Below are 20,283 nucleotides of genomic sequence, written 5' to 3' on the forward strand. Positions count from 1 at the left end.
CTTCGATGCTTTCAAAGTTGTGTGAGGGAAGTGGAGACTGCTTCTGCAATCCGGATAATTTGTTGTTTATTATATCATAAAATCAGGTCGATGACCGGCTGTACCGCATCATTGAAATCGTTCAATTACTGTTCCATCTCACATAGTAAAGTATCGTCATCAGGCTGAGCGCGACTTTCCCTGTATCGGTGCTGATGGGCTCATCCAGTTTCGCGACTTCATTGTGCATGCTCCTGAAACTATTATGGTATGTAATCGCATTGTTGAACGAAGACAAGTGAAGCAGCCCTTTCACATCTGCATCTTCAAAGAGGAATTCCGTTGTCACGGGGTAGGAATCATCCTCAGTAAACACCGTCCCTTTGAATGTGATGATGACCTTCAGTTCATCAAATTCGACACGTCCAATCGGTTTCCTCTGACTGTCGAAAATATCCACAATTGCACTTCTGACGCCCCTTCTATTGAAGATGCTGATGAGATCTCCCCGGTGGTCCCTGAGATGATAGACGATCGGCACAGTGATGCTGAAATGTGAGAGGAAAGAGAGGAAAAAGTGTTTGATTGTTTGAATGTTCATTGTCGCCATGCTGATGTACTTCCCTTTTTCATCAGCCGCTTGAAGTACCATATATCCTGTTTGATGATGATATCGTCGATTGTGCGATAGTCCAGCTCATTTAGACCCGGGTCGTGTGCTTTAGTGATTTTCGCAAAATAAAGACCGACCCCCGTCGTAATCAGACCGCTCACAAGTATAATGATGAAAACGAAGAAGCTTTCCAAATCTCTTGAAAATATGTAATAGATGAAGAAAGGCACAATAGAGATCAATGTACCTGCCAATGCTGCCCAAACCATCCTCATATACATCTTATGAATCATTGGTGTAATCCCCCATATTTAGTTTTGGTCACATAAAGGGACCGCCCCCAGAGAGAGCGGTCCCGGAAATCATTTACTATTTCGCAAGAGCGATCTTGATATGCTCCAAATGATGTTCTTCATGCCAAGCCAGTTTCGCAATTTTTGTCGCAACGGTGATTTTGCCGTTTGTTTCAAGGATGAAGTAGCGGTCCAATCGTTCTTCAGTCAGATTTTTGGCCTGTGCCACGATACGTTCGTTCAGGCCTTCCAGAATTTTGATCGACACCTCCACCGGCAGTTCATTATCCGGCTGTTTCGCCCATTCCTCCTGATCGAAATCCGGTACCGTCGGCCCGTCATCCGTCAAGGCAAGCTTCAGACGCTGGTACATGTTGAGCTGCGAATCTGTGATGTGGTGGACGAGCTGCCGTACATTCCAGCTGCCTTCGCGGTAGGTCTTATTCAGTTCCTCTTCACTCAGTCCGCTGACAGCCTCCCTCAGGCGATCCGTATAAGTTTCAATTTGGCCGAGCCATTCCTGCACATTTTCAAGAGTCACTTCTTCCGGCACATCGAGGTTGCCGATCGGAAATCTTACATCCATTTGAATACCCCTCTTCTTTAGTGTTGTCACTTCAAATATAACATAACCTTACAAGGTACCTTCAAATGTTTCAATACCAACATCTGCTTCAACACTGATACCAAGATGTTGAATCATTAAATTATAATCAAATTCATTAGATTTAATTTAACAATTATAGTGTAATAAGAATTATTACAGTGTGTTTATAACGCAGCCGGTAGTTAATATTAATTATGTACATTAGTGAGGAGATGAATTTATGTCACAAGGGAAAAATTTTTCATCTTGGAGGATCGGCTTCGCCTATGCGGGGATCATCGTCGGTGCCGGCTTTTCAACCGGCCAGGAAGTGCTGCAGTTTTTCGCGAGCCACGGTCTGGTCAGTATTTTAGGCATCATCGTCGCTGCGCTCATCCTGATGTTTGCGGGAAGACAGGCGGCCAAACTCGGCTTCAGGTTGAATGCGGAGTCCCACGAAACCCCGCTCAGGGTGCTGTTCGGTCCGAAAGTCGGATTGGTGGTCGACTATGCACTCATATTCTTCCTGTATGGGATAGCAGTTGTAATGATTGCAGGCAGCGGCGCGACATTCAACCAGTCATTCGGTATACATCCACAATTGGGCGTGATCATCATCATCGCTTTTGCCGGTTTGACACTGCTGCTCGATTTTAATAAGATCATCAGCATCATCGGCGGCATCACACCCCTGTTGATCATAGCCGTCATCATCATAACCGGATATAACATACTGAACCCTGTGGTACCGTATTCGGAAGTGGATGACTTCGCCGATCTGACAAGGACACCTTCGAACTTCTGGTGGTTCGACGCAATTACTTATGCAGGCCTAGCACTTGCGACAGCCTTCAGTTTCTTATCCATCATGGGATCTGAGGCCTCACGCCACGTCATTGCACGCCGGGGCGCCATTTATGGCGGCCTCATCATCATGCTGCTGATGCTGCTCGTCAATGTCGGTGTGCTCAGCATCATGCCGGAAGCAAATACCGTCCCGCTGCCTGCGATGACGATGGCGGATCAGATTGCACCGTGAATCGGTACAGTCTACTCGATCATCATCATACTTCTGATCTACAACTCGGTGGTCGGTTTGATGTACCCCTTCCTGACGCGCTTCACCGAACCTTTCTCAGGCAGGTATAAAATCATGCTCGCCGTCTCGCTTGCTGCCGCTTTCCTGGTATCTAATGTCGGCTTCGTCGAACTGGTGAACTTCGTCTATCCGATACTGGGCTATATCGGTCTTGCGATAGCCGCTGCCCTGACGTTCAGATGGCTTGCAAACAAATATACGAAGAGAAAATTGATGTAATATCTAGGAAACAGGACCTGAGATTAACTCCCAGGTCCTGTTTTTTATTCACTTCACTCTTCCCAGCAGGAAGCCGTCATAGCCTTTTCGGCCCACCGTCTGTATCACAGTCGTTTCAATCTCATCATTTTCTGACAGCATGTCGATGAATTTCCTGATATGCGGGACACTCTTTTCTCCAGAGTCAGGGTCGATCACCCTGCCTTGCCTGACGACATTGTCTGCAACAATGACAGTCCCGGTTGTCGAAACATTCAGCGCTTCTTCCAGATATTCCGGATAACCGTCCTTATTCGCATCGATGAAAATGAAATCGAATCGGGGATAGCCCCTCTCCAGCAATTTCGGCAGACTTTCCAGGGCCGGGCCTCTGATCACCGTCACCTGATCTTCAAAGCCGGCGTTCCGGATATTATCTTCCGCAATATCCGCATGTTGATCACTCACTTCAAGCGTAGCCATCAGTCCGTCCTTCGGCAGGGCACGGGCAAGCCAGACTGTGCTGTAACCACCGTGGGTGCCGATTTCCAGAATCGAGCCCGCTCCGCTCATCTTCGCCAAAAGGAAAAGCATCTTACCATGTGTTGCAGCAACCTCTATCGGCGGCAGCCCTGCTTCTTCATTCTTCTTCAATATAGAATTTGTGACCTCGTCTGAAACTTTGAGTTCATCGTTGAAATACGCGTCCACATCTTTCCATGTTTCTTTCAAATCCATGCATCATACCTCCGTTTTCAACCAATTTCCCAATTTAAGAAATGATAAAACTGAAATTCAGCTTAAAAGTGGAGGATTTAAATGATCAGCATATCGTTTTCATCAAATTCCCAGTCTGCTCCATATGCGACTTCCCAATAATACCCGTCCAAATCTGTAAAATAACCGCCGTAGCCGCCCCATTCGGTTGGTGCTGCTTTACGTACGACTTCACCGCCATACATGGTGACATCTTTCAAAATCCGATCGACCTCCTTCTCCGATTTGGCATTGAAGGCCAGTGTAATGCCGTTGAATTCACCCTTTGCGAATCCTGCTTCATGTCCTGTTTCCGCTGCCAATTTTTCCATTGGATAGAGCGCTAGCTTCGAGCCGTTCATCCTGAAAAACACGATTTCAATTTCGTCCTCATGTCCCATGATAGATGGTTCAAATCCAAGGTTCCTGTAGAATTCGACTGATTCTGTAAGATCTTTGACGCCGAGAGTGATCAAATTGATCCTGTCCATGTTCATCCCCCTTTTCGGTTAACATGTTTTCAAGTAAGATACCTTCCGTCCGAATATCAACCCATTCACTTCCTGTCACCTGAATTTACATCGATGTTTTCCTCTTCACGCAGCCTGCGTAATTCTTCGTCGGAGGTGGCTCCTTCATCACTGACGGTTTACTCAGCCTCATCGCCATCGGGATTGAGGGCGCCTGCCAGCCCTGCTGTGCCTAGGTCCGTTCTGCCGGCCACGCCTGTCCCTCTGAGGCCATCGGTGCCGGCCGCTCCTGCATCCGGATCGCCTATGAAGCCCGTATCCTGCCCGGACACCGTCACCTGTTTGTCCACATTAAGCAGAATCTTACCGGGGTCCAATGTTTTCATGAATTCCTGCTATTCTGAAGAAGTCAGATTCAGTCTGCCGGCCAACTTCTCTTCAGGTTGGTCATTGGTGAAGAACGACACGATTTTGTCCCACGCACTGCCTTCTGAGCTTTTCGCCTCCACTCCTGAATATGCTTCGAACGCCCCTCCCGCTTCAAGGCCATGAGCCGCAACGAGCGTAATCTGATTTTCATCCACACCGTCCGATTTCAACTCTTCTATCCTTTTAATGACTTGCTGCTCGGTGGCAAACGTTTCCATACTGTTCATCATGATCCCTCCGGTTCATTTCCTTACTTCACTATTACCCCGGGCCGCCTGGATATAATGATGGAATTACTTCATCATATTGAATCGGTATGCCTGACCATCGTTCGGTACCCCCTGGAATAAGCACGGAATTCCTCCATCTTTTCAAATTCGAGCTTTTCGTAAAGATGGATGGCTCTTGTGTTGAATTTGGCGACAGTCAGGCGAAATCTTGTCTTCTTATATTTTCTTCAATGCTTTTCAGGATGAATGAACAAAATTCATAACCATGCCCCTTCCCACAAAAAATCATTTATAATTACTGAATTATGATATTACAAAGGTAGAATAAATGAATGGAGGTTTTGTCAATGCTTATAAAATCCTCAACTACGTTAAGAAATGATTATAATTCCATTTCAAAATTGGCTCATGAAAAGCAGAAACCTGTATATATCACCAAAAATGGTGAAGGTGATCTTGTACTAAAGAGTATTGAGGCGTTTGAAAAAAGAGAAGCGCTCATTGATTTAAAAGAAAAGTTATTAGTAGCTGAAGAACAGAGATTATACGGGGAAAAGACTTCATCGCTTGATTCTGTAAATAAAAGGATCAAGGAGAGAATAGATGGGGAGCTATAAAGTAGCATTACTTCCTGTAGCTGAAAGTGATTTGGATAATATATTAAATTACATCTTGATAGATGATGCGAAAGCTGCAGAGAGAGTATTAAATCGTATTACGGATGCTTTGAGGCATTTAGAGACTTCTTCCTATGCTGGATTAAAAGTTGTAGAAGAAAGTTTGGTTCATTTAGATCTTAGAATGATCGTTTCAGACCCCTATATCGTATTTTATCGGATTATAGACAACACGGTCTATATTTTTAGGGTTCTTCATGAAGCAAGGGACTATCTCCAGATATTAAGATAATAAAGCTGGGTAAACCTTTAGTCTATAATCATTATCAGAGTCCTTAAAGGGCTCTTTTATTCGTCCTTTTTCGATATCCAATAACAATAAATTCATCGGATGATTTTCCTTTTTATTGAGTTGTCTGATTTCCATTTCTTTCTCCCTGCCCGTTCAAAATTAAAAATCTCCCATTTATTGTGTTAGAAATTTCAGGCTGATCCAAAAGTACCATGTGACCGACAAACAGAATGATTGATATGTAAATGTCATCATTCATCGTGAGATAGTTAATAGCCCCAACCTTTTCAATGTTCACACTCGTAGAAGCAATGATCCATTTGTTATTAATATATATTTAAGCATCCTGCTATCGTAACTTTCCAATCACTTCCTCCACATCATCCCATTCATAGATCAGCTCATTGAACATCTCCCCGCCGATGCTGATCTCCACGGTATCGGTCAGTTCAGCACCGTAATGTTCGTAAAAGTAACGGGTTTTATTGTCCTCGAGCACTTCGACAGTAATTTTGTCGTAGCCCTTCGCTTTAAAGTGACTGAACAGTTTTTCAAACATCTTCTTGCCAATCCCCCTGCCCTGGAATTCCTCCAGCAGGTAGATCGCCGTCAGGTCACATGAGTCGTCCCTGCCGTTCCATGAGGCAAAGCCTATGATCCGGCCCGCTTCATCCTCCGCAACGATGACATTGTCCCTTTCTTCCATAAGGATCCTGTTCCATAGATCGGTCCTTTCGTCATATGATAAATCGTTCAAATAACTGCCGGGTATGATTTCCTTATAAGTCGTCCTCCAGCTGTCCACATGGACTTTTGCGATGCCCGGTGCATCTTTCACTACCGCTTGTCTGATCTTCATTTCCATTCCCCCGTAAACTTGAATATCCATTTTTAAATCAATTTATACATATAATACTCATTCACCGGCCTGCCGTCGATCATCAGGGAATGCACCTTCTCACCTTCAACGGTGAATCCCATCTTTTTATAGAGGTTGAACGCCGGCACGTTATCTTTAATGACCGTGAGCTCAAGTCTCGTGATGCCCTGGTCTTCAGCCCATTCAAATACATGATCGAATAATGATGAGGCGATCCCCCTGCCCCTGCATGCCGCATCCACTCCAAGCACAAGGTAGGCCGAATGCTTATTCCGGTTGAGCTTTCCCCTGAATGCCGCCATGAATCCGGCGAGATTGCCATCCACTTCAGCGACTTGAAAATAAACCCCATCATCCTTCTTTAACCCGGCTATGCTTTTTTTCTGGTCCTCCACGCTCGTCTGCCGTTCGCCGGGATCATAGAGCATATAGCCCGACTCATCCAGCCTTTTATATAGTTTCAAGAATTCCTCTGCATCATCTTCAATCAATGCTCTTATTTTCATACAAGTCACCCTTAATAATGAAAATTAGTTTATGCTACAATTATAGCAAATATTATTGAATTTTTAGAATACTAGTTGAAAAGGGGATAATATGTTCAATCCACAGATGATAGAGACTGCCCGGGGGAATTTTGAAATATTCAAGAGAGGTTTTGGAGCACCGCTTGCTTTTACACACCTTTACAGCGAATTCAATGAACTGGGAAATATTATGTCACAACATTTAGCTGAATATTACACTGTCTATAAGAAAACAAAGTGGTCGAACGTTGATAGAAAAAATCGATTATTTCACTTCAGAGCTGAAGGACTATGACATAAGGGAAGAGCTGAAGACTTCACCCGTCGAAGCTTTTATATACTGCGGCAGGCATGATGTACAGTGTCCTCATGTATTCAGTGCTGAAGCGGCGCGCTTGATGCCCAAGGGAACCCTGACCACATTTGAACACAGCAACCACAGTCCGGATATAGAAGAGGAGGAGAAATTTAAGAAGTTTATAAGAAGTACAATATAATTTCAGAAAGATTATAAATCTAATCATAAAGACTTCATCTTCGAAGGTGAGGATGAAGTTTTAACTACTCTCTTAATAATAAATTTTAATTTCAAGTGATGATTCTTTTCAATTCCGATAAAGATGTGATGATATGATCCGCTTCTGCCAGTTCTTCATCTTTGGAAAAATAAAACCGGCAGCCGACGACTTCAATTCCATTTTCTCGACCGGCCTTAAAGTCCAATAATCTATCCCCTACTATAAATTTCGGCTTAACTTCTTCTTCACTTATAAGAAATTTAATCAAATCCGTTCATGTTTAATCTGAAAGGAGACCTTATGAAATCAAAACTGATCATCATACGTGGAAATTCTGGTGCGGGCAAAACCACGGTGGCTAAAACTTTGCAGAAAACAATTGGCAGAGGCACTCTCCTCGTCGCGCAGGATGTCGTACGAAGGGAAATGATGTTCGTAAAAGACGGCAAAGATAATTTGGCGATCGACCTTATGAAACGGATTGCTGAATATGGCAACGGGAAAAGTAAGTTCGTCATTGTCGAAGGCATCACTGCAGCGAAATGGTACGGTGATATGTTCAACGAATTGATTGATGATTTTGATGACAGATACCTTGCCTACTATTTTGATATTCCATTTGAAGAAACTGTAAGAAGACACAATTTAAAACCCAATTCACATGAATTTGGCGAGAAGGAAATGAGAAGATGGTGGAATGAAAAAGACTTTCTCAATCTTGATAAGGAGAAAGTCATTACGTCCGATTATAGTGTTACAGAAACAATCAATTTTATAATAAAAGATATAGAGGATGATTAACTTCTATATTTGTACAAAAAATAATTTCAGTTGGCACAATAGTCATTGTTTCATAAATATTGCCGGAGCCTATTACTAGATCATTTTTTCAGTATGTGTTCCGATCCAAGTATTAATTTCTTTGTCAGTTAGCGACTCAGTTGCAACTTTCACTGTAAAACTCACAGCCTCAACTTTATCAACGTTCAATTTATAACCGTTCATATTTAAAAACATATTTAAAGCTAAGAAAGCTGTTCTTTTATTTCCGTTTATAAAAACATGCTTTTGAATGATACTCTTAAAAATAAATGCAGATTTTTCTATAACACCAGGGTATAATTCTTTTCCAAACACATTTTGTTTCGGTGTTTCTACAATCATGTTTAACGCTGTCGAATGTATAACTCCCACCGGTTCAGACGGGCTATATTTATGAATGACGTATCTGTTAATTTTTATGATCTCCTGCTCAGATAAATATTTCATCTATCCACTAATTCTTTGAATACATCATCATATTCTTTTGTAATCTGATCCATCTTAGAATTAAATTTCTCTTCTTTAGATACTGCAGATTGTATATAAACTTTATCATCGTGTTCTACGAATACTATATCCTCGTCATTTTCAATGTTAAGTTTATCCAGTAAATGAACTGGTAAAGTGACTACGCTGCTGTTTCCTACTTTACGGACTTTTCTGGTATCTAAAATTTTCAAAGTAAACCCTCCCTTATAAAAGTATATCCATGTATATATAAGTATATACTAAATTACTCATTTTTAATATTATTCAAACCGACATACATCTTCATATACAGTAGTGATTATGATAAAGGTGACCTCTTCCGTTCGAAACGCCTACTTTGCTTTAAAATTATATATAGGCTTGATCCAGTGCTGGATTTCGACCGTATCCCCGATACGGGAAATGATATCCTCTGCCGCCTTATATACAAAAGGTGATTCATCCACGGTCTTCTGGCCGACCGATGAGGAATAGACTCCCTTCATGGAATCCATGAAGGCTTTGACGTCGATGGTTTTACTAGCCTGTGTGCGGCTCATCACCCTGCCCGCCCCGTGGGGTGCGGAGAAGTTCCAGTCCGGGTTGCCTTTACCCGCGCAGATCAGCGAGCCATCCCTCATGTTGAGCGGGATGATGAGACGCTCGCCTTCCCGGGCGCTCGTCGCCCCTTTTCGGATGATGCCATTCTCGATATCTATGAAATTATGGATGGAATCGAATGCATCTACAGGCTCGAGTCCCGCGGCCTCGATCATCGCATCCAGCATGGATTTACGGTTCGCATGCGCAAACTGCTGGGCGATCGCCATATCATTGATATAGTCGGCGAGGAGGTCACCTTCGAGATATGCAAGATCATCCACCCTCTTCCGTTTCTTCTTGCCGGGATTCAAGTGTTTATGGATTTCCTCATAATGCCCCGTCTCCTTTAAGGAGTGGAGCAGCTCTTCATTTTCCGGGTTGTCCCGCGTGAAGTTGGCGATTTTTTGATGATATGTCGCAATCATATGACCGAGCTTCCTTGAACCTGAATGGACGGTGAGCCAGTGGCCGCCGTTTTCATCAACAGCAAGCTCAATGAAATGGTTCCCGCCGCCGAGCGTGCCGAGTGACCGGCTGATGTACTCCTTCTCTTTATCCGATAAAGGGATCGTAAGGTTTTTCGTCCATTCGTCAGAATCGGAATTGGGCGCTGCATGCACGCCCTTGCCGCTCGGCACCTTGTTCCCTACAATTTTGTCGAACTGATCCAACGGGACATTGAAATCCGCGAGCTTATACGACATCATGCCGCAACCGATATCCACACCCACGACATTCGGGGAGACTTTCCACTCTGCCTGTGACTCGCGCAGCCGGATCGTCGTACCGATCGTCGAACCTTTACCGAAGTGCACGTCCGGCATGATCCGCACTTTGGTGTTTTCTGTAATATCACTGTCCAGCATCTTGGCAATCTGCTGTTTGGTCTGGTCTTCAATCGTATCTATGAATGCTTTTGCGGTACCGTTCCTACCTTCAATCTCCACTATGACCCCTCCTGCTCATACACTTTGATCCCTGCTTTTTCAGCAAGTGTTTTCACATCCATCTCTTCAGCTTCAAACGTGATATCTTTATCAGATTTCAGGAAATCAACTGTATATTGGAGTGTCACAGCCACCCCGAGCTTCAATACATCCTCGTCCAGTTCGAACTTTGAATGGTGGTGATCCGCACCTGTACCTTTCTCTTCATTTCCGATGCCGACGAAAGCGAAGACTCCAGGCAGGTATTTCTGATAGAACGCAAAAGGTTCCGACGCCATCCACGCAGCGTAATTGTAGATCACGTTTTGCCCGAGCGATTTTTTTACAGCTTCTGCAGCAATTGCCGCACATTCCTCCTGATTATAGACCGCTAGATCCATCGCGAAAGGCTCTGCAATGTATTCATATGTACAGTTGTGGAGTTCGGCGATACTCTTCAGTTTCTCCTTGAACGCCCTTTCGGCAGCCAACCCCTGCTCATAATGCAGATATCTGAATGTGCCTTTGAAGTTGAGGCTGTCCGGGATGATATTATGATTCGAGCCGGCATTCACGCTCCCCATAGAAAAAGTGATGGCTTTGAACGGATCCAAAGTATTCATGCGCATGGATTTCAGTTGATTATAAAAATCCGTAAATACATCAATCGGTGTATCAGCGAGGTCCGGCCTCGCACCATGGCCGCCGTTGCCATTGATTTTGACATCGAACATGAACGCGCCTGCCATTCTGGGCCCTGGGTCAACCGATATTTTCCCCGATGGTATATCCGCCTTTAAATGGATGCCCCACACGCCATCCGCTCCGATTTGCAGAATCCTTCCTAATATACCGACGATTCCCCGGCCGTCTTCTTCGCCCTGTTCGAAGGCGAGTATCACCCTGCCATGGATTTTGTCTTTATTTTCCACAAGGTTTTTTGCGGCTCCAAGCAGCATCGCCGTATGACCGTCATGCCCGCAAAGATGTGCGGCTTCATCATATTTTGAAATGACGGTCTTCTTCATTTTTAGGTTATGCTCATCCTCCTGCATCGGCAAAGCATCGATATCCGCCCTCAGCACCAGGGAGCGGCCCGGCTGAGCCCCTTCTATTATTGAAAGGATCCCCCCGTTCGGTATCACTTCATATGATAGTCCCATCTTCCCCAATTCCCCTGTAATGAGGCTGATCGTCCTTCTTTCTTCGCCGCTCACTTCAGGATGTGCATGCAGGTCCCTTTGTATGCCGAGGACATACGATTCAACATTCCCAGCACATTTCAAGCTTTCCCCTTCGGTCTCAAACATGAAGATCCCCCTTCTCGTCATACGCCCTTTTCAACTGATGATTTTATTACATTATACTATACACTAAAAAGCCCTGGATATTGAGGTTGATCAATACCCTGGGCATGACGTTCCAAAAGTTTATTGATAGATTTGGGCACTCCGGAGAATTTCAAGAAAAAAAAGAGACTGGGCATCCAGTCTCTTTCACAGATAAATAATATAATATATGATATCTAGAGGGCAAGCAGTGCCACTCTATCGGAAGGCGTCGATGAAACGAATATCTATATAGGAATACTTCGTTGACGGCCTTGTTATGTTATCTTCATTATATTTTAATCTGATTCTCATTTCAAGGGATAAAACCTATTTCTCCAATTTGTAATGAGATTGTAATATTGTTCACCAATTTTCCGTATACAAGCTATAACAGGATGAACTTAGGAAATGGCTGCATGATCGTCAGATAATCTGGATATGAATTTATCCTTATTTTCTTTATCCATGCCTTCCACTAACCTTAATTCGCTCATCAGGAATTTCTGAGCCTGCTTCAACAGCCTCTTCTCACTGGAATTCAGCTTCTCTTCCTTCTGCATACGCAATAAATCATAAATCACTTCGACACAAGATTTAAGACTGCCCGTTTTTATCCTGTCTTCGTTGGCTTTGAACCTCTGTTTCCAGGACAATTCAACGTCAGCTTCTTCCGTGTCCATCATCGTCAGAATTTCTTTAATTGTATCCATATCCGTAACAGGACGGATATTCGACTTGGAGGCCTTTTTCTGCGGTATCATCACTTTCATATTATCATCAATCATATGGATGATATAATACTGCTGCTTCTCACCACCAACCTCTTTCTCCTCAATCGCGTCTATCTGGCCGGCACCATGCATTGGATAAAAAATGTTATCGCCTACTTGATACAAAGTATCTCCTCCAATATCTTCTCATATCTAAGTATAACACTTTTATCAAATATAGTAAAATTCTTTATGATAACATGGTCTAATTAATGATGTCAAATATTTTATTCGATTTTTTTAACACAAGAAGGAAGTCCTGCAAAAGCGACATCCCGGCTGCCTTCAACCCACTTTCTCATTTTGTCCTCTACCAGTTTGAAGTATAGAAAAACCTGTATTTATTAAAATCTATGAACCTGGCATGATAAAAATCGGAAGCAGCTTGATCCACATAATTATGATAAATCCTGTCGTACTCATAGGAACCGAAAAATGGACCCGGAAAAGTCGGCATCAACACACTTGCTTTCTCCCGGTTGTACCTTATATCATTCAGTAACTGATAGATGCCTTCAATGGTTTTCACGTCCAGCTCCACCCGGCCGCAGTTGGGAATATTGTATTTTTCAACAAAGTAACCCTGCAGCGCATTGAACTTTCTATAATAGCTGTATTCTGTGATTTCTGATGTCTCTTTGTCTTCCAAATATAAGTACATATCCAGTCCCATATTCTTACCCCTCAATTTATATAGTTCATTTCTTTTAAACTCAAATATCGGCCCGACCCGATTATGATATGATCCAAAAAATCTATGCCGATCAACTCCCCGCATTCCTTGAGACGTTTCGTGACTTCAATATCTTCATGGGATGGTGTGGGATCCCCGCTCGGGTGGTTGTGGACACAGATGATTGCAGCAGCACTTCTTTTGACCGCTTCTTTGAAGATTTCCCTCGGATGTACAATGGAAGTGTTCAATGAACCTTTAAATAATGTATCCTGATGGATGACCATATTTTTAGTTGATAAATAAAGCACAACAAAATGTTCCTGCTGGTAATATCTCAGCTTCTCCATTAAAAGCATGGATACATCCTCAGGGCTTTTGATATAAACATCCTCTTCAAGAGAGTGGGTATGCATGCGGACAGCCAATTCAATCATGGCGAGTATGGTGACCGCTTTGGCCTGGCCTATACCTTTGATGCCCGTCAATTCCTGATAGGTGATATCTCTTAAATCCCTGATCGTCTTGAAATCTTTAATGATGTTATTTGCAAGAGACAGGCTGGATTCTTCCCTGCTGCCTGAATTGATTAAAATCGCGAGCAGTTCCTGGTTATTCAATTTATCAGCACCGTAAGTCAATAGTCTTTCCCTCGGTTTATCAGAAGAATGCATTTCTTTGATCATCAATGTCATAAAAATCCTCCAGTATATATTAGATGAATATCTTCATACAGAAAAAAGACGATCATGACCCCGTTTGTTATAAAAGGGACCAATGGCACTTTATCGACCCTGCTGCTTTTATACAGATTGATCAGTACAACAAAAAGACCGCCGATCAAATATGTGAACATGACGATATAAAGAAAGAAATTCAACGGTGTAATCAAAGTCAGTACACTGAACAGTTTTATATCCCCATAGCCCACACTGCCATAGAACAAAAAATAAAATAAATGCAGGACCAGTATGGCCGCAAAATCTCCAAGCGGGTCAAGGTATTGAAGGTTGGTTAAAAATAATCCTGTAAATAGAAATATAAGATTTATGTGATTGGGAATGGTGAATGTCTCGAAGTCAAAGATGGAAAGAGGGACCAAAAAAAGGACGATCAAATAATAGAGCGTCAAATCATTTAAGCTTAACTGAAAAAATATTGGTGCTAAAAATACGATGATCGTGAGCATCTCCACTATGAAATTGGAGACAGGAATTTTTTCCCTGCATACAGGACATCTACCCTTCAGGAATATAAAGCTTAATATTGGGATCAGTTCATACCACTTCAGTGGTCTTCTGCAACTGTCACAAATGCTTCTTCGATAAAGGAATGACACATTTTTTGCGGAAGTCAGCGCATATACAAAAGAAGCGCAAACGCCGCCAAGTACGATTAATACAACCATTCAACCCCTCCTTATCTCAGCTGCATTCATCATACTTCCACCCTGAATTGTTGTAAAATCGCAACAATTCGATTTCTGAAGTATATTTTATACAGATTCAGGCTTTCTGCTTGCGAAATCAACAGTTTTTGCATTTCTGCATGCAGTTTTTTAATTTTTGTAGTTTTCGATTATCTCGAAATCCAAATAATTAGTATAAAGGGGGAAATTGTATATAATTATAACCAAGAGGTGATGTTGATGAGTTTTTATAAAAACAATAAGAAGGAAGTTCTGACAATCCAGCTGATATCACAGATTCTCGGTAAAATTAAGCTGAACTGTGCACCGCAGGAGCCGCAATGGGCACATGTCACTCTGGACATCACAACACGAGGGTTTTCGACCGGTACAATAAAATGCAATAATATATACTTTGAAATTGAGGCGAACCTTGCCAATAATATCATTACAATCAGGACGACGGATAATGAGAATAATGTGCAGATGACTGCCGGTAAATCCATCCGGGACTATTACTATGAAATCATCACCGTGACACAGGACCTCGGTCTAGCCATCAGCATCAATACCACGCCCCAGGAGATGGAGACAAAAACGCCTTTTGAAGCGGACACCGACCATCATCATTACAACAGTGAGACAGCGTTGAAAATATTGAAGTGGTTCCACTTCGCACGTGATACCGAGTTGAAATTCATCGCCCCGCTCAGAAACAGAAAAGTCTATCCGGGATTGTTCTGGGGTACCTTTGATGTGTCATGCATTCTGGTTTTCAACGCGCATGAGCCGTTCCCGGATAATTCGAAGGTGATCGAACGTGCAGCTTTTGATGAGCACATGGTGGAGTTCGGCTTCTGGCTGGGCGACGACCATTTCAATCATCCGACCTTCTTCGTACTGCCCTATCCCTTCGTCAGCGGAGAGGATTTGAAAGTTACGGACGACTTCCCCGGAGGATCTCACTTCAGCAGTGAGATGGCTGAATATGTAATGGAAATTAAAACAGAGGTCGAGTCAGCAGATTCAGAGGAAATCATCCGGTTTTTCCATGCTTCGCTCAAACAGTCAGCAGGATATCTGGGTTCTCGGGATATGGATTACATTAATAAGGAGCTGAAGATGGAGGGGAATCTCCGGAGTAACCGTTCGGATACACTATAGATGTCTCGCAGAAAAATTCATAAGTAAAATTAAAAAAGAGACCTCAAGGGTCTCTTTTCATATTCTTATCCTTCTCTTACCTCGATGGACTTCTTCTTATTCTTCTCAAGCTTTGGCAATGTCAGCGATAAAACGCCGTCTTTGAAGGAAGCCTCGATGCTGTCCTCATCGACGTTGCCGATCGAATACACCCGCTTGACGTTGCTGAAGGCCCTTTCCTTCTGGATGACTCTGCCATCGTCATCTTTCGCTTCATTCATCATATCGTTTTCCGCTTTGATGGTCAGCAGACCATTCTCATAGGTTACATCAATTGCATCTTTCGTAAAGCCCGGCAGCTCCGCAGTCATTTCATAACGGTCTTCCATTTCATTGATATCGGTTCTGACACTTTTCGTTTCCGGGAAGTTGCTGAAGAACTGTCTGCCAAAATCCCTGAACATCTCACTTGGACTCATATCAAAGTAATCTCTGTTGAATGGTTTCATATCATATGCCATAACAGACCACTCCTTAGTAGAATATTAACTGATTCTTCTGCTGATTTGTCTTGCTAAATCGATTGAGTCTAGATATTCTTTCCAACTGCGAAACCCTTCGGTTTTAATAAAAGCGCCTGTTGCAAAGTACTCATTTCCGTAACCTTCCTGATACTGATCTAAATGCTTCAGAGGTCTGCTTTTTTCATTGATATACACTTTTTCCAATGCCATACCAACTCCTCCCAAACACTCTTAATCTCTTTACAATTATTATATATCAAATTGGTCAAAAATAGTCAATGATTATGCTTTGAAATTTCCTGGGGGATCAATTTTTTTATTCCTTAACGAATGAATTTCCAAGCACGCTGTTCACGTCATTTACGACCACAAACGCATTTTCATCATACTTTTGAATCAGGCGTTTCAGCCTGACCAGTCTGGATCTGCTGATGACGACATACAGTATATCGGTCTCCTGCCTGGAGTAAAACCCCTTCCCTTTCACCATAGTGACGCCGCGGCCGATTTCACTGTTGATCAATGTACCGAGTGCTTCCGGTTTTGTAGACACGATGGTGATGGCCTTTTTAGGGTTGAGACCTTCAATGACGAAGTCCATCACTTTGACAGCCGTATACATGGCCACCACTGTGAGCAGCACCTGCTGGACTGAAAGCACCGTCAGACTGAGCAGGATGACGAACAGGTCCACTGCCAATATGGCATTAGCAATCTTCATATCCAGATACTTATTGGCGATCCTGCCGATGATTGCAGAACCTGCGGTGGTCGCGCCGATCCTGATGACAAGACCGTTGCCGAGTCCGATCAACAGGCCGCCGAATAGTACATTGAGCATGATTTCATCATTTTCGATGGACCACGATCCGGTCAGGCCGAGGAACATCGACATCAGGATGACCGCAAATATCGTATAATACATGGCCCTTTTAGAGAGGAATCTGAAGCCTATCACCAGGAGTATCCCATTCAGGACCAAAGTCGAAATGGCCAGTGGTATATCGAATGCATACAGGAAGATGATTGAAAGGCCCGTGACACCGCCTTCCCCCAGATTTCCTGCAATCATGAACACGTTGATACCCACTGCAAATATGAATGAACCTGCTATGACTGATAATATATTCAAAACTGTCTCGAGAGTGATTTTTGGTGTATTGAAGAATTTCATATTTTTTAAATTTCTTTTTCTTTTACTTTTATTACGTTTCATTGAATGAACCTCCTCATATGGCCGTATTGAATACCGCCGACTTATGATAATCGATAACGCCTGATCAATACAATGCTTTTATCAATTTTCCTAATTGTTAAACTACTGAAAAGACGTTTTTCCGCCACAATTTAATTAAAGTATCCTTATAAAATAATATTTCATGATAAAAAATTTCGAAATCCGACATACCTCTAGTCCCTTACCGTTTTAATCTGTATAATGGAACTAAACTTCAAAAGAAATGGGGACTTCTTCATGAATGCTCAGCCAAACAGACAGGCTGCCGTTATGGAAGACAGGATATGGACCCGCGACTTCGTCTTCGTCTGTCTGGCCAATTTTTTCGTATTCCTGGGCTTCCAGATGACTCTCCCGACGCTTCCTTTATTCCTGAAGGAGCTTGGCGGCAATGACCGGCTCGTCGGAGTGATCGTCGGTGTATTCACTTTTTCGGCATTGTTGCTGAGACCCTATGCAGGGCACGCATTGGAATCAAAGGGCCGTGGCTTCGTCTACATGGTTGGGCTCGCTGTATTCGTCATCTCGATTGCGAGCTTCAGCTTCATATCCAGCATATTGTTATTGTTCCTTTTAAGGGTTTTACAGGGCATGGGCTGGGGATTTTCGACCACAGCCGGAGGCACGATCGCGACAGACATCATCCCGCCGAAGCGGCGCGGTGAGGGTCTTGGTTACTTCGGCCTCTCGGGCAACCTGGCGTTGGCACTCGGTCCGACACTCGGTCTGACACTTGTCGGCGTCATCTCATTTGCGCAGCTGTTCATGATCTGTGCCGGGTTCGGCCTGATCGCTTTGCTTTTTGCATCAAGAATCCGTTATAAGAAAGTGGAGAAGTCCGAAGCCGCAGCATCACCTGTGAGGTTTGACATCTTCGAAAGAACTGCCATCCAGCCGGCCATTCTATTATTTTTCATTACGGCTACTTTCGGCGGGATCGCAACTTTCCTTCCCATCTTTGCGATAGAGAGAGGCATAGCGGGGATAGAACTGTACTTTCTTCTTTACGCAGCCTTCCTGATGATATCCAGGAGTTTCGCCGGCAGGATATATGACAAGAGAGGTCACTTATATGTCTTCATGCCGGGCGCTTTAATGATTTTCATTGCGATGCTTATGCTCGCCTGGCTGCCGAATACGGCAGTCCTGCTGATAGCAGCATCACTCTACGGTCTCGGTTTCGGCAGTGTACAGCCTGCACTCCAGGCATGGTCTGTTGAAAATGCACCTGCCAACAGGCGCGGTATGGCAAACGCCACTTTCTTCTCATTCTTTGACCTCGGGATCGGCCTAGGTGCCATATTGTTCGGTCAGATGGCCTATATCTTCGGATATGCATCGATTTACGCAGCTTCTGCCGGCTCGGTACTCATGGCCATGATCATATACATATTCCTATATGTACGTGCAAAGCGGATGCAGAATTGACATCAGCAGAATTTTAATGAGACGGGATTCAGGCAGCACCTATCAAAGCACTGCCTTTTATTTCCTTTGACAAATGACTGTGCTCCTTTTATAATTGTTAATTCATACTTAATAACTAGGTAAAAGGAGAATTCATTTGACAACTAATATAAATACCGTCAGTAAGCCTGTGGATCCGGTCCGCCGTCACACGGATGCACTTCATGACCCCCAAAAACTGCTGATCGGCGGCGGCGTTTTAACCAGTCTCATCTTACTCATATATTTGGCGGTGACCCAGGTCATCGTACAGCCAGTACTGCTGTTGATCGGCCTGCTGCTCGGCTATACTTTATTCCACGCGCGCTTCGGGTTCACTTCCGCATTCAGGCGCCTGATGTCCGTCGGTAACGGTGAAGCCATCAGGGCACATATGCTGATGCTCGGTGCCGCAACAGTATTATTTGCACCCATTCTCGCGCTCGGGCTATCGTTCTTCGGCGCCGAGGTTGCAGGATATGTCGCACCCGTCGGGGTCAGTCTGATCGTCGGGGCATTCATCTTCGGCATCGGCATGCAGCTTGGCGGCGGATGTGCGTCGGGTACACTTTACGCAATCGGCGGCGGCCGTTCGGTGATGTTCATCACTTTGATATTCTTCATCATCGGAACGACGATCGGTGCAGCACATCTGCCGTTCTGGACCGAGGAGATGCCCTCCATGGGAGAGTTCTCTCTCGCGACATCCACAGGACTGGGTTACGGGGGCGCGTTGGTTGCGTCACTGATCATATTTGCCGCCGTCGCTATAATCAGTAAAGTGGTCGAAAGGAAGAGGCACGCTCCAAAGATTGCACCTCTCCCGAGTGCCAGCGGCTGGAAACGGATCTTCAGGGGGTCATGGCCTCTTTGGGTGGCTGCAATCGCGCTTGCCGTGCTCAACGCATTGACGCTGATGACGCGCGGGGAACCGTGGGGCATCACTTCAGCCTTTGCGCTATGGGGCTCAAAAGCCGCGCAGTTCATCGGCTTCGATGTGGCAAGCTGGGGCTACTGGCAGGGTGAAGCCGCAACGGCACTGAACTCATCCATATTTGCAGACTCCACGACAATATTGAATTTCGGCGTCATACTCGGTGCATTCATCGCATCTGCGGCCGGAGGACTGTTCAAGTTCACTAAAATCACCAAAGGCAACTTCATGGCTTCCGTCATCGGCGGTCTGATGATGGGCTACGGCGCACGCCTTGCATTCGGATGCAACATCGGTGCATACTTCGGCGGCATCGCTTCATTCAGCCTTCACGGCTATATTTGGGGCATCGTCGCAATCGGCGGCACGTTCCTGGCGCTTTACCTCAGACCTTTATTCGGATTGTCAGTCCCTAAATCGAATGATTCCGTATGCTGATTTCATATAAACACCAGATAAAATGTTTAATCGCTGTACTTAATGGGGAAATTGTAGAGTAGAACAGGTGAAC

General features: G+C 44.1%; 30 protein-coding genes. 9 read left to right on the plus strand and 21 right to left on the minus strand.

The features are described 5' to 3' along the window. Nucleotides 1-121 precede the first annotated feature (121 nt). The 3 genes from BUA12_RS02870 to BUA12_RS02880 all read right to left on the minus strand — a co-directional run bounded on the left by BUA12_RS02870 (nucleotide 122) and on the right by BUA12_RS02880 (nucleotide 1,471). Nucleotides 122-589, minus strand: a complete 468-nt coding sequence (locus BUA12_RS02870) for a hypothetical protein (protein WP_072708101.1) — start codon at nucleotides 587-589, stop codon at nucleotides 122-124. Further along, a complete protein-coding gene (locus tag BUA12_RS02875) occupies nucleotides 577-885 on the minus strand; it encodes a hypothetical protein (protein WP_072708104.1) in 309 nt (102 codons plus the stop codon). The genes BUA12_RS02870 and BUA12_RS02875 overlap by 13 nt, the downstream gene beginning before the upstream one ends. A 76-nt stretch (nucleotides 886-961) precedes the next feature. Beyond that, on the minus strand, nucleotides 962-1,471 hold the full coding sequence (locus BUA12_RS02880) for a YfiT family bacillithiol transferase (protein WP_072708106.1): 510 nt from the start codon (nucleotides 1,469-1,471) through the stop codon (nucleotides 962-964). A 241-nt stretch (nucleotides 1,472-1,712) separates the two neighbouring features. On the opposite strand from BUA12_RS02880, the gene BUA12_RS02885 reads away from it, so the two are divergent. Together BUA12_RS02885 and BUA12_RS12850 are read left to right on the plus strand one after the other, a co-directional pair. Further along, the gene (locus BUA12_RS02885) at nucleotides 1,713-2,510 is read left to right on the plus strand and encodes a YkvI family membrane protein (protein WP_084669856.1); all 798 of its coding nucleotides are present in this window, start codon (nucleotides 1,713-1,715) and stop codon (nucleotides 2,508-2,510) included. A 60-nt stretch (nucleotides 2,511-2,570) separates the two neighbouring features. Next, the gene (locus BUA12_RS12850) at nucleotides 2,571-2,789 is read left to right on the plus strand and encodes a hypothetical protein (RefSeq protein WP_084669858.1); all 219 of its coding nucleotides are present in this window, start codon (nucleotides 2,571-2,573) and stop codon (nucleotides 2,787-2,789) included. A gap of 48 nt (nucleotides 2,790-2,837) precedes the next feature. Here BUA12_RS12850 and BUA12_RS02890 read toward each other — a convergent pair whose 3' ends face one another. The 4 genes from BUA12_RS02890 to BUA12_RS02905 all read right to left on the minus strand — a co-directional run bounded on the left by BUA12_RS02890 (nucleotide 2,838) and on the right by BUA12_RS02905 (nucleotide 4,650). Further along, nucleotides 2,838-3,506, minus strand: coding sequence for an O-methyltransferase (locus BUA12_RS02890; RefSeq protein WP_072708108.1), 669 nt, complete (start codon nucleotides 3,504-3,506; stop codon nucleotides 2,838-2,840). A gap of 77 nt (nucleotides 3,507-3,583) precedes the next feature. Further along, the gene (locus BUA12_RS02895; RefSeq protein ID WP_072708110.1) at nucleotides 3,584-4,015 is read right to left on the minus strand and encodes a VOC family protein; all 432 of its coding nucleotides are present in this window, start codon (nucleotides 4,013-4,015) and stop codon (nucleotides 3,584-3,586) included. A 158-nt stretch (nucleotides 4,016-4,173) separates the two neighbouring features. Beyond that, entirely contained in the window at nucleotides 4,174-4,380 is a 207-nt protein-coding gene (locus BUA12_RS02900) for a hypothetical protein (RefSeq protein WP_072708112.1), read from the minus strand. Nucleotides 4,381-4,389: 9 nt separating this feature from the next. After that, entirely contained in the window at nucleotides 4,390-4,650 is a 261-nt protein-coding gene (locus tag BUA12_RS02905) for a general stress protein (RefSeq protein WP_072708114.1), read from the minus strand. Between the two features lie 350 nt (nucleotides 4,651-5,000). On the opposite strand from BUA12_RS02905, the gene BUA12_RS02910 reads away from it, so the two are divergent. Together BUA12_RS02910 and BUA12_RS02915 are read left to right on the plus strand one after the other, a co-directional pair. Beyond that, nucleotides 5,001-5,270: a type II toxin-antitoxin system Phd/YefM family antitoxin gene (locus BUA12_RS02910; protein WP_072708116.1), complete on the plus strand. Its 270-nt coding sequence runs from the start codon at nucleotides 5,001-5,003 to the stop codon at nucleotides 5,268-5,270. Then, a complete protein-coding gene (locus tag BUA12_RS02915) occupies nucleotides 5,257-5,562 on the plus strand; it encodes a type II toxin-antitoxin system RelE/ParE family toxin (protein ID WP_072708117.1) in 306 nt (101 codons plus the stop codon). The genes BUA12_RS02910 and BUA12_RS02915 overlap by 14 nt, the downstream gene beginning before the upstream one ends. A gap of 349 nt (nucleotides 5,563-5,911) precedes the next feature. Here the strand turns inward: BUA12_RS02915 and BUA12_RS02920 are convergent, their stop codons facing one another. Together BUA12_RS02920 and BUA12_RS02925 are read right to left on the minus strand one after the other, a co-directional pair. Beyond that, the gene (locus BUA12_RS02920) at nucleotides 5,912-6,421 is read right to left on the minus strand and encodes a GNAT family N-acetyltransferase (protein WP_072708118.1); all 510 of its coding nucleotides are present in this window, start codon (nucleotides 6,419-6,421) and stop codon (nucleotides 5,912-5,914) included. Between the two features lie 32 nt (nucleotides 6,422-6,453). Beyond that, nucleotides 6,454-6,948, minus strand: coding sequence for a GNAT family N-acetyltransferase (locus BUA12_RS02925; RefSeq protein WP_072708120.1), 495 nt, complete (start codon nucleotides 6,946-6,948; stop codon nucleotides 6,454-6,456). 269 nt (nucleotides 6,949-7,217) lie between these two features. Between BUA12_RS02925 and BUA12_RS13170 the strand changes: the two genes are divergently transcribed. Further along, on the plus strand, nucleotides 7,218-7,466 hold the full coding sequence (locus tag BUA12_RS13170; protein WP_245772731.1) for an alpha/beta fold hydrolase: 249 nt from the start codon (nucleotides 7,218-7,220) through the stop codon (nucleotides 7,464-7,466). A gap of 91 nt (nucleotides 7,467-7,557) precedes the next feature. On the opposite strand, the gene BUA12_RS13230 is transcribed toward BUA12_RS13170, so the two are convergent. Continuing rightward, the gene (locus BUA12_RS13230; protein WP_281248118.1) at nucleotides 7,558-7,692 is read right to left on the minus strand and encodes a hypothetical protein; all 135 of its coding nucleotides are present in this window, start codon (nucleotides 7,690-7,692) and stop codon (nucleotides 7,558-7,560) included. A gap of 95 nt (nucleotides 7,693-7,787) precedes the next feature. Here BUA12_RS13230 and BUA12_RS02935 point away from each other — a divergent pair, with 95 nt between their 5' ends. After that, entirely contained in the window at nucleotides 7,788-8,288 is a 501-nt protein-coding gene (locus BUA12_RS02935; protein WP_072708124.1) for a kinase, read from the plus strand. Nucleotides 8,289-8,363: 75 nt separating this feature from the next. On the opposite strand, the gene BUA12_RS02940 is transcribed toward BUA12_RS02935, so the two are convergent. The 8 genes from BUA12_RS02940 to BUA12_RS02975 form a co-directional block, all read right to left on the minus strand. Further along, nucleotides 8,364-8,756: a type II toxin-antitoxin system death-on-curing family toxin gene (locus tag BUA12_RS02940; protein WP_072708126.1), complete on the minus strand. Its 393-nt coding sequence runs from the start codon at nucleotides 8,754-8,756 to the stop codon at nucleotides 8,364-8,366. Continuing rightward, a complete protein-coding gene (locus BUA12_RS02945) occupies nucleotides 8,753-8,989 on the minus strand; it encodes an AbrB/MazE/SpoVT family DNA-binding domain-containing protein (protein ID WP_084669866.1) in 237 nt (78 codons plus the stop codon). Before BUA12_RS02945 ends, BUA12_RS02940 begins: the two co-directional genes overlap by 4 nt. A gap of 141 nt (nucleotides 8,990-9,130) precedes the next feature. Then, nucleotides 9,131-10,327: an RtcB family protein gene (locus tag BUA12_RS02950; RefSeq protein ID WP_072708128.1), complete on the minus strand. Its 1,197-nt coding sequence runs from the start codon at nucleotides 10,325-10,327 to the stop codon at nucleotides 9,131-9,133. After that, a complete protein-coding gene (locus tag BUA12_RS02955) occupies nucleotides 10,327-11,616 on the minus strand; it encodes an amidohydrolase (RefSeq protein ID WP_072708130.1) in 1,290 nt (429 codons plus the stop codon). The genes BUA12_RS02950 and BUA12_RS02955 overlap by 1 nt, the downstream gene beginning before the upstream one ends. 422 nt (nucleotides 11,617-12,038) lie before the next feature. Next, nucleotides 12,039-12,533, minus strand: a complete 495-nt coding sequence (locus BUA12_RS02960) for a CarD family transcriptional regulator (RefSeq protein ID WP_072708132.1) — start codon at nucleotides 12,531-12,533, stop codon at nucleotides 12,039-12,041. Between the two features lie 184 nt (nucleotides 12,534-12,717). Then, nucleotides 12,718-13,080, minus strand: coding sequence for a hypothetical protein (locus BUA12_RS02965; protein WP_072708134.1), 363 nt, complete (start codon nucleotides 13,078-13,080; stop codon nucleotides 12,718-12,720). Nucleotides 13,081-13,091: 11 nt separating this feature from the next. Continuing rightward, nucleotides 13,092-13,775 carry a RadC family protein gene (radC, locus tag BUA12_RS02970; RefSeq protein WP_072708136.1) on the minus strand — a complete coding sequence of 228 codons (684 nt, stop codon included), beginning with the start codon at nucleotides 13,773-13,775 and terminating at the stop codon, nucleotides 13,092-13,094. Continuing rightward, entirely contained in the window at nucleotides 13,772-14,488 is a 717-nt protein-coding gene (locus BUA12_RS02975; protein WP_072708138.1) for a prepilin peptidase, read from the minus strand. Before BUA12_RS02975 ends, radC begins: the two co-directional genes overlap by 4 nt. 240 nt (nucleotides 14,489-14,728) lie before the next feature. Here BUA12_RS02975 and BUA12_RS02980 point away from each other — a divergent pair, with 240 nt between their 5' ends. Beyond that, on the plus strand, nucleotides 14,729-15,652 hold the full coding sequence (locus BUA12_RS02980; protein ID WP_072708140.1) for a DUF5996 family protein: 924 nt from the start codon (nucleotides 14,729-14,731) through the stop codon (nucleotides 15,650-15,652). A 65-nt stretch (nucleotides 15,653-15,717) separates the two neighbouring features. Here BUA12_RS02980 and BUA12_RS02985 read toward each other — a convergent pair whose 3' ends face one another. From BUA12_RS02985 to BUA12_RS02995, 3 genes are all read right to left on the minus strand, one after another. Next, nucleotides 15,718-16,152, minus strand: coding sequence for an Hsp20/alpha crystallin family protein (locus BUA12_RS02985; protein WP_072708142.1), 435 nt, complete (start codon nucleotides 16,150-16,152; stop codon nucleotides 15,718-15,720). A 24-nt stretch (nucleotides 16,153-16,176) separates the two neighbouring features. Then, nucleotides 16,177-16,365 (minus strand): hypothetical protein, encoded by a 189-nt coding sequence (locus BUA12_RS02990; RefSeq protein WP_072708144.1) that lies wholly within the window; start codon nucleotides 16,363-16,365, stop codon nucleotides 16,177-16,179. Between the two features lie 106 nt (nucleotides 16,366-16,471). Next, a complete protein-coding gene (locus BUA12_RS02995) occupies nucleotides 16,472-17,371 on the minus strand; it encodes a YitT family protein (protein ID WP_084669868.1) in 900 nt (299 codons plus the stop codon). Between the two features lie 258 nt (nucleotides 17,372-17,629). On the opposite strand from BUA12_RS02995, the gene BUA12_RS03000 reads away from it, so the two are divergent. Both BUA12_RS03000 and BUA12_RS03005 read left to right on the plus strand, forming a co-directional pair. After that, on the plus strand, nucleotides 17,630-18,820 hold the full coding sequence (locus BUA12_RS03000; RefSeq protein WP_072708147.1) for an MFS transporter: 1,191 nt from the start codon (nucleotides 17,630-17,632) through the stop codon (nucleotides 18,818-18,820). Between the two features lie 148 nt (nucleotides 18,821-18,968). Next, complete coding sequence (locus BUA12_RS03005; RefSeq protein ID WP_415735774.1) at nucleotides 18,969-20,210, plus strand: YeeE/YedE family protein; 1,242 nt, start codon at nucleotides 18,969-18,971, stop codon at nucleotides 20,208-20,210. The last annotated feature ends 73 nt before the right edge of the window (nucleotides 20,211-20,283 follow it).

Source organism: Lacicoccus alkaliphilus DSM 16010, assembly GCF_900142805.1.
Lineage (GTDB): Bacteria > Bacillota > Bacilli > Staphylococcales > Salinicoccaceae > Lacicoccus > Lacicoccus alkaliphilus.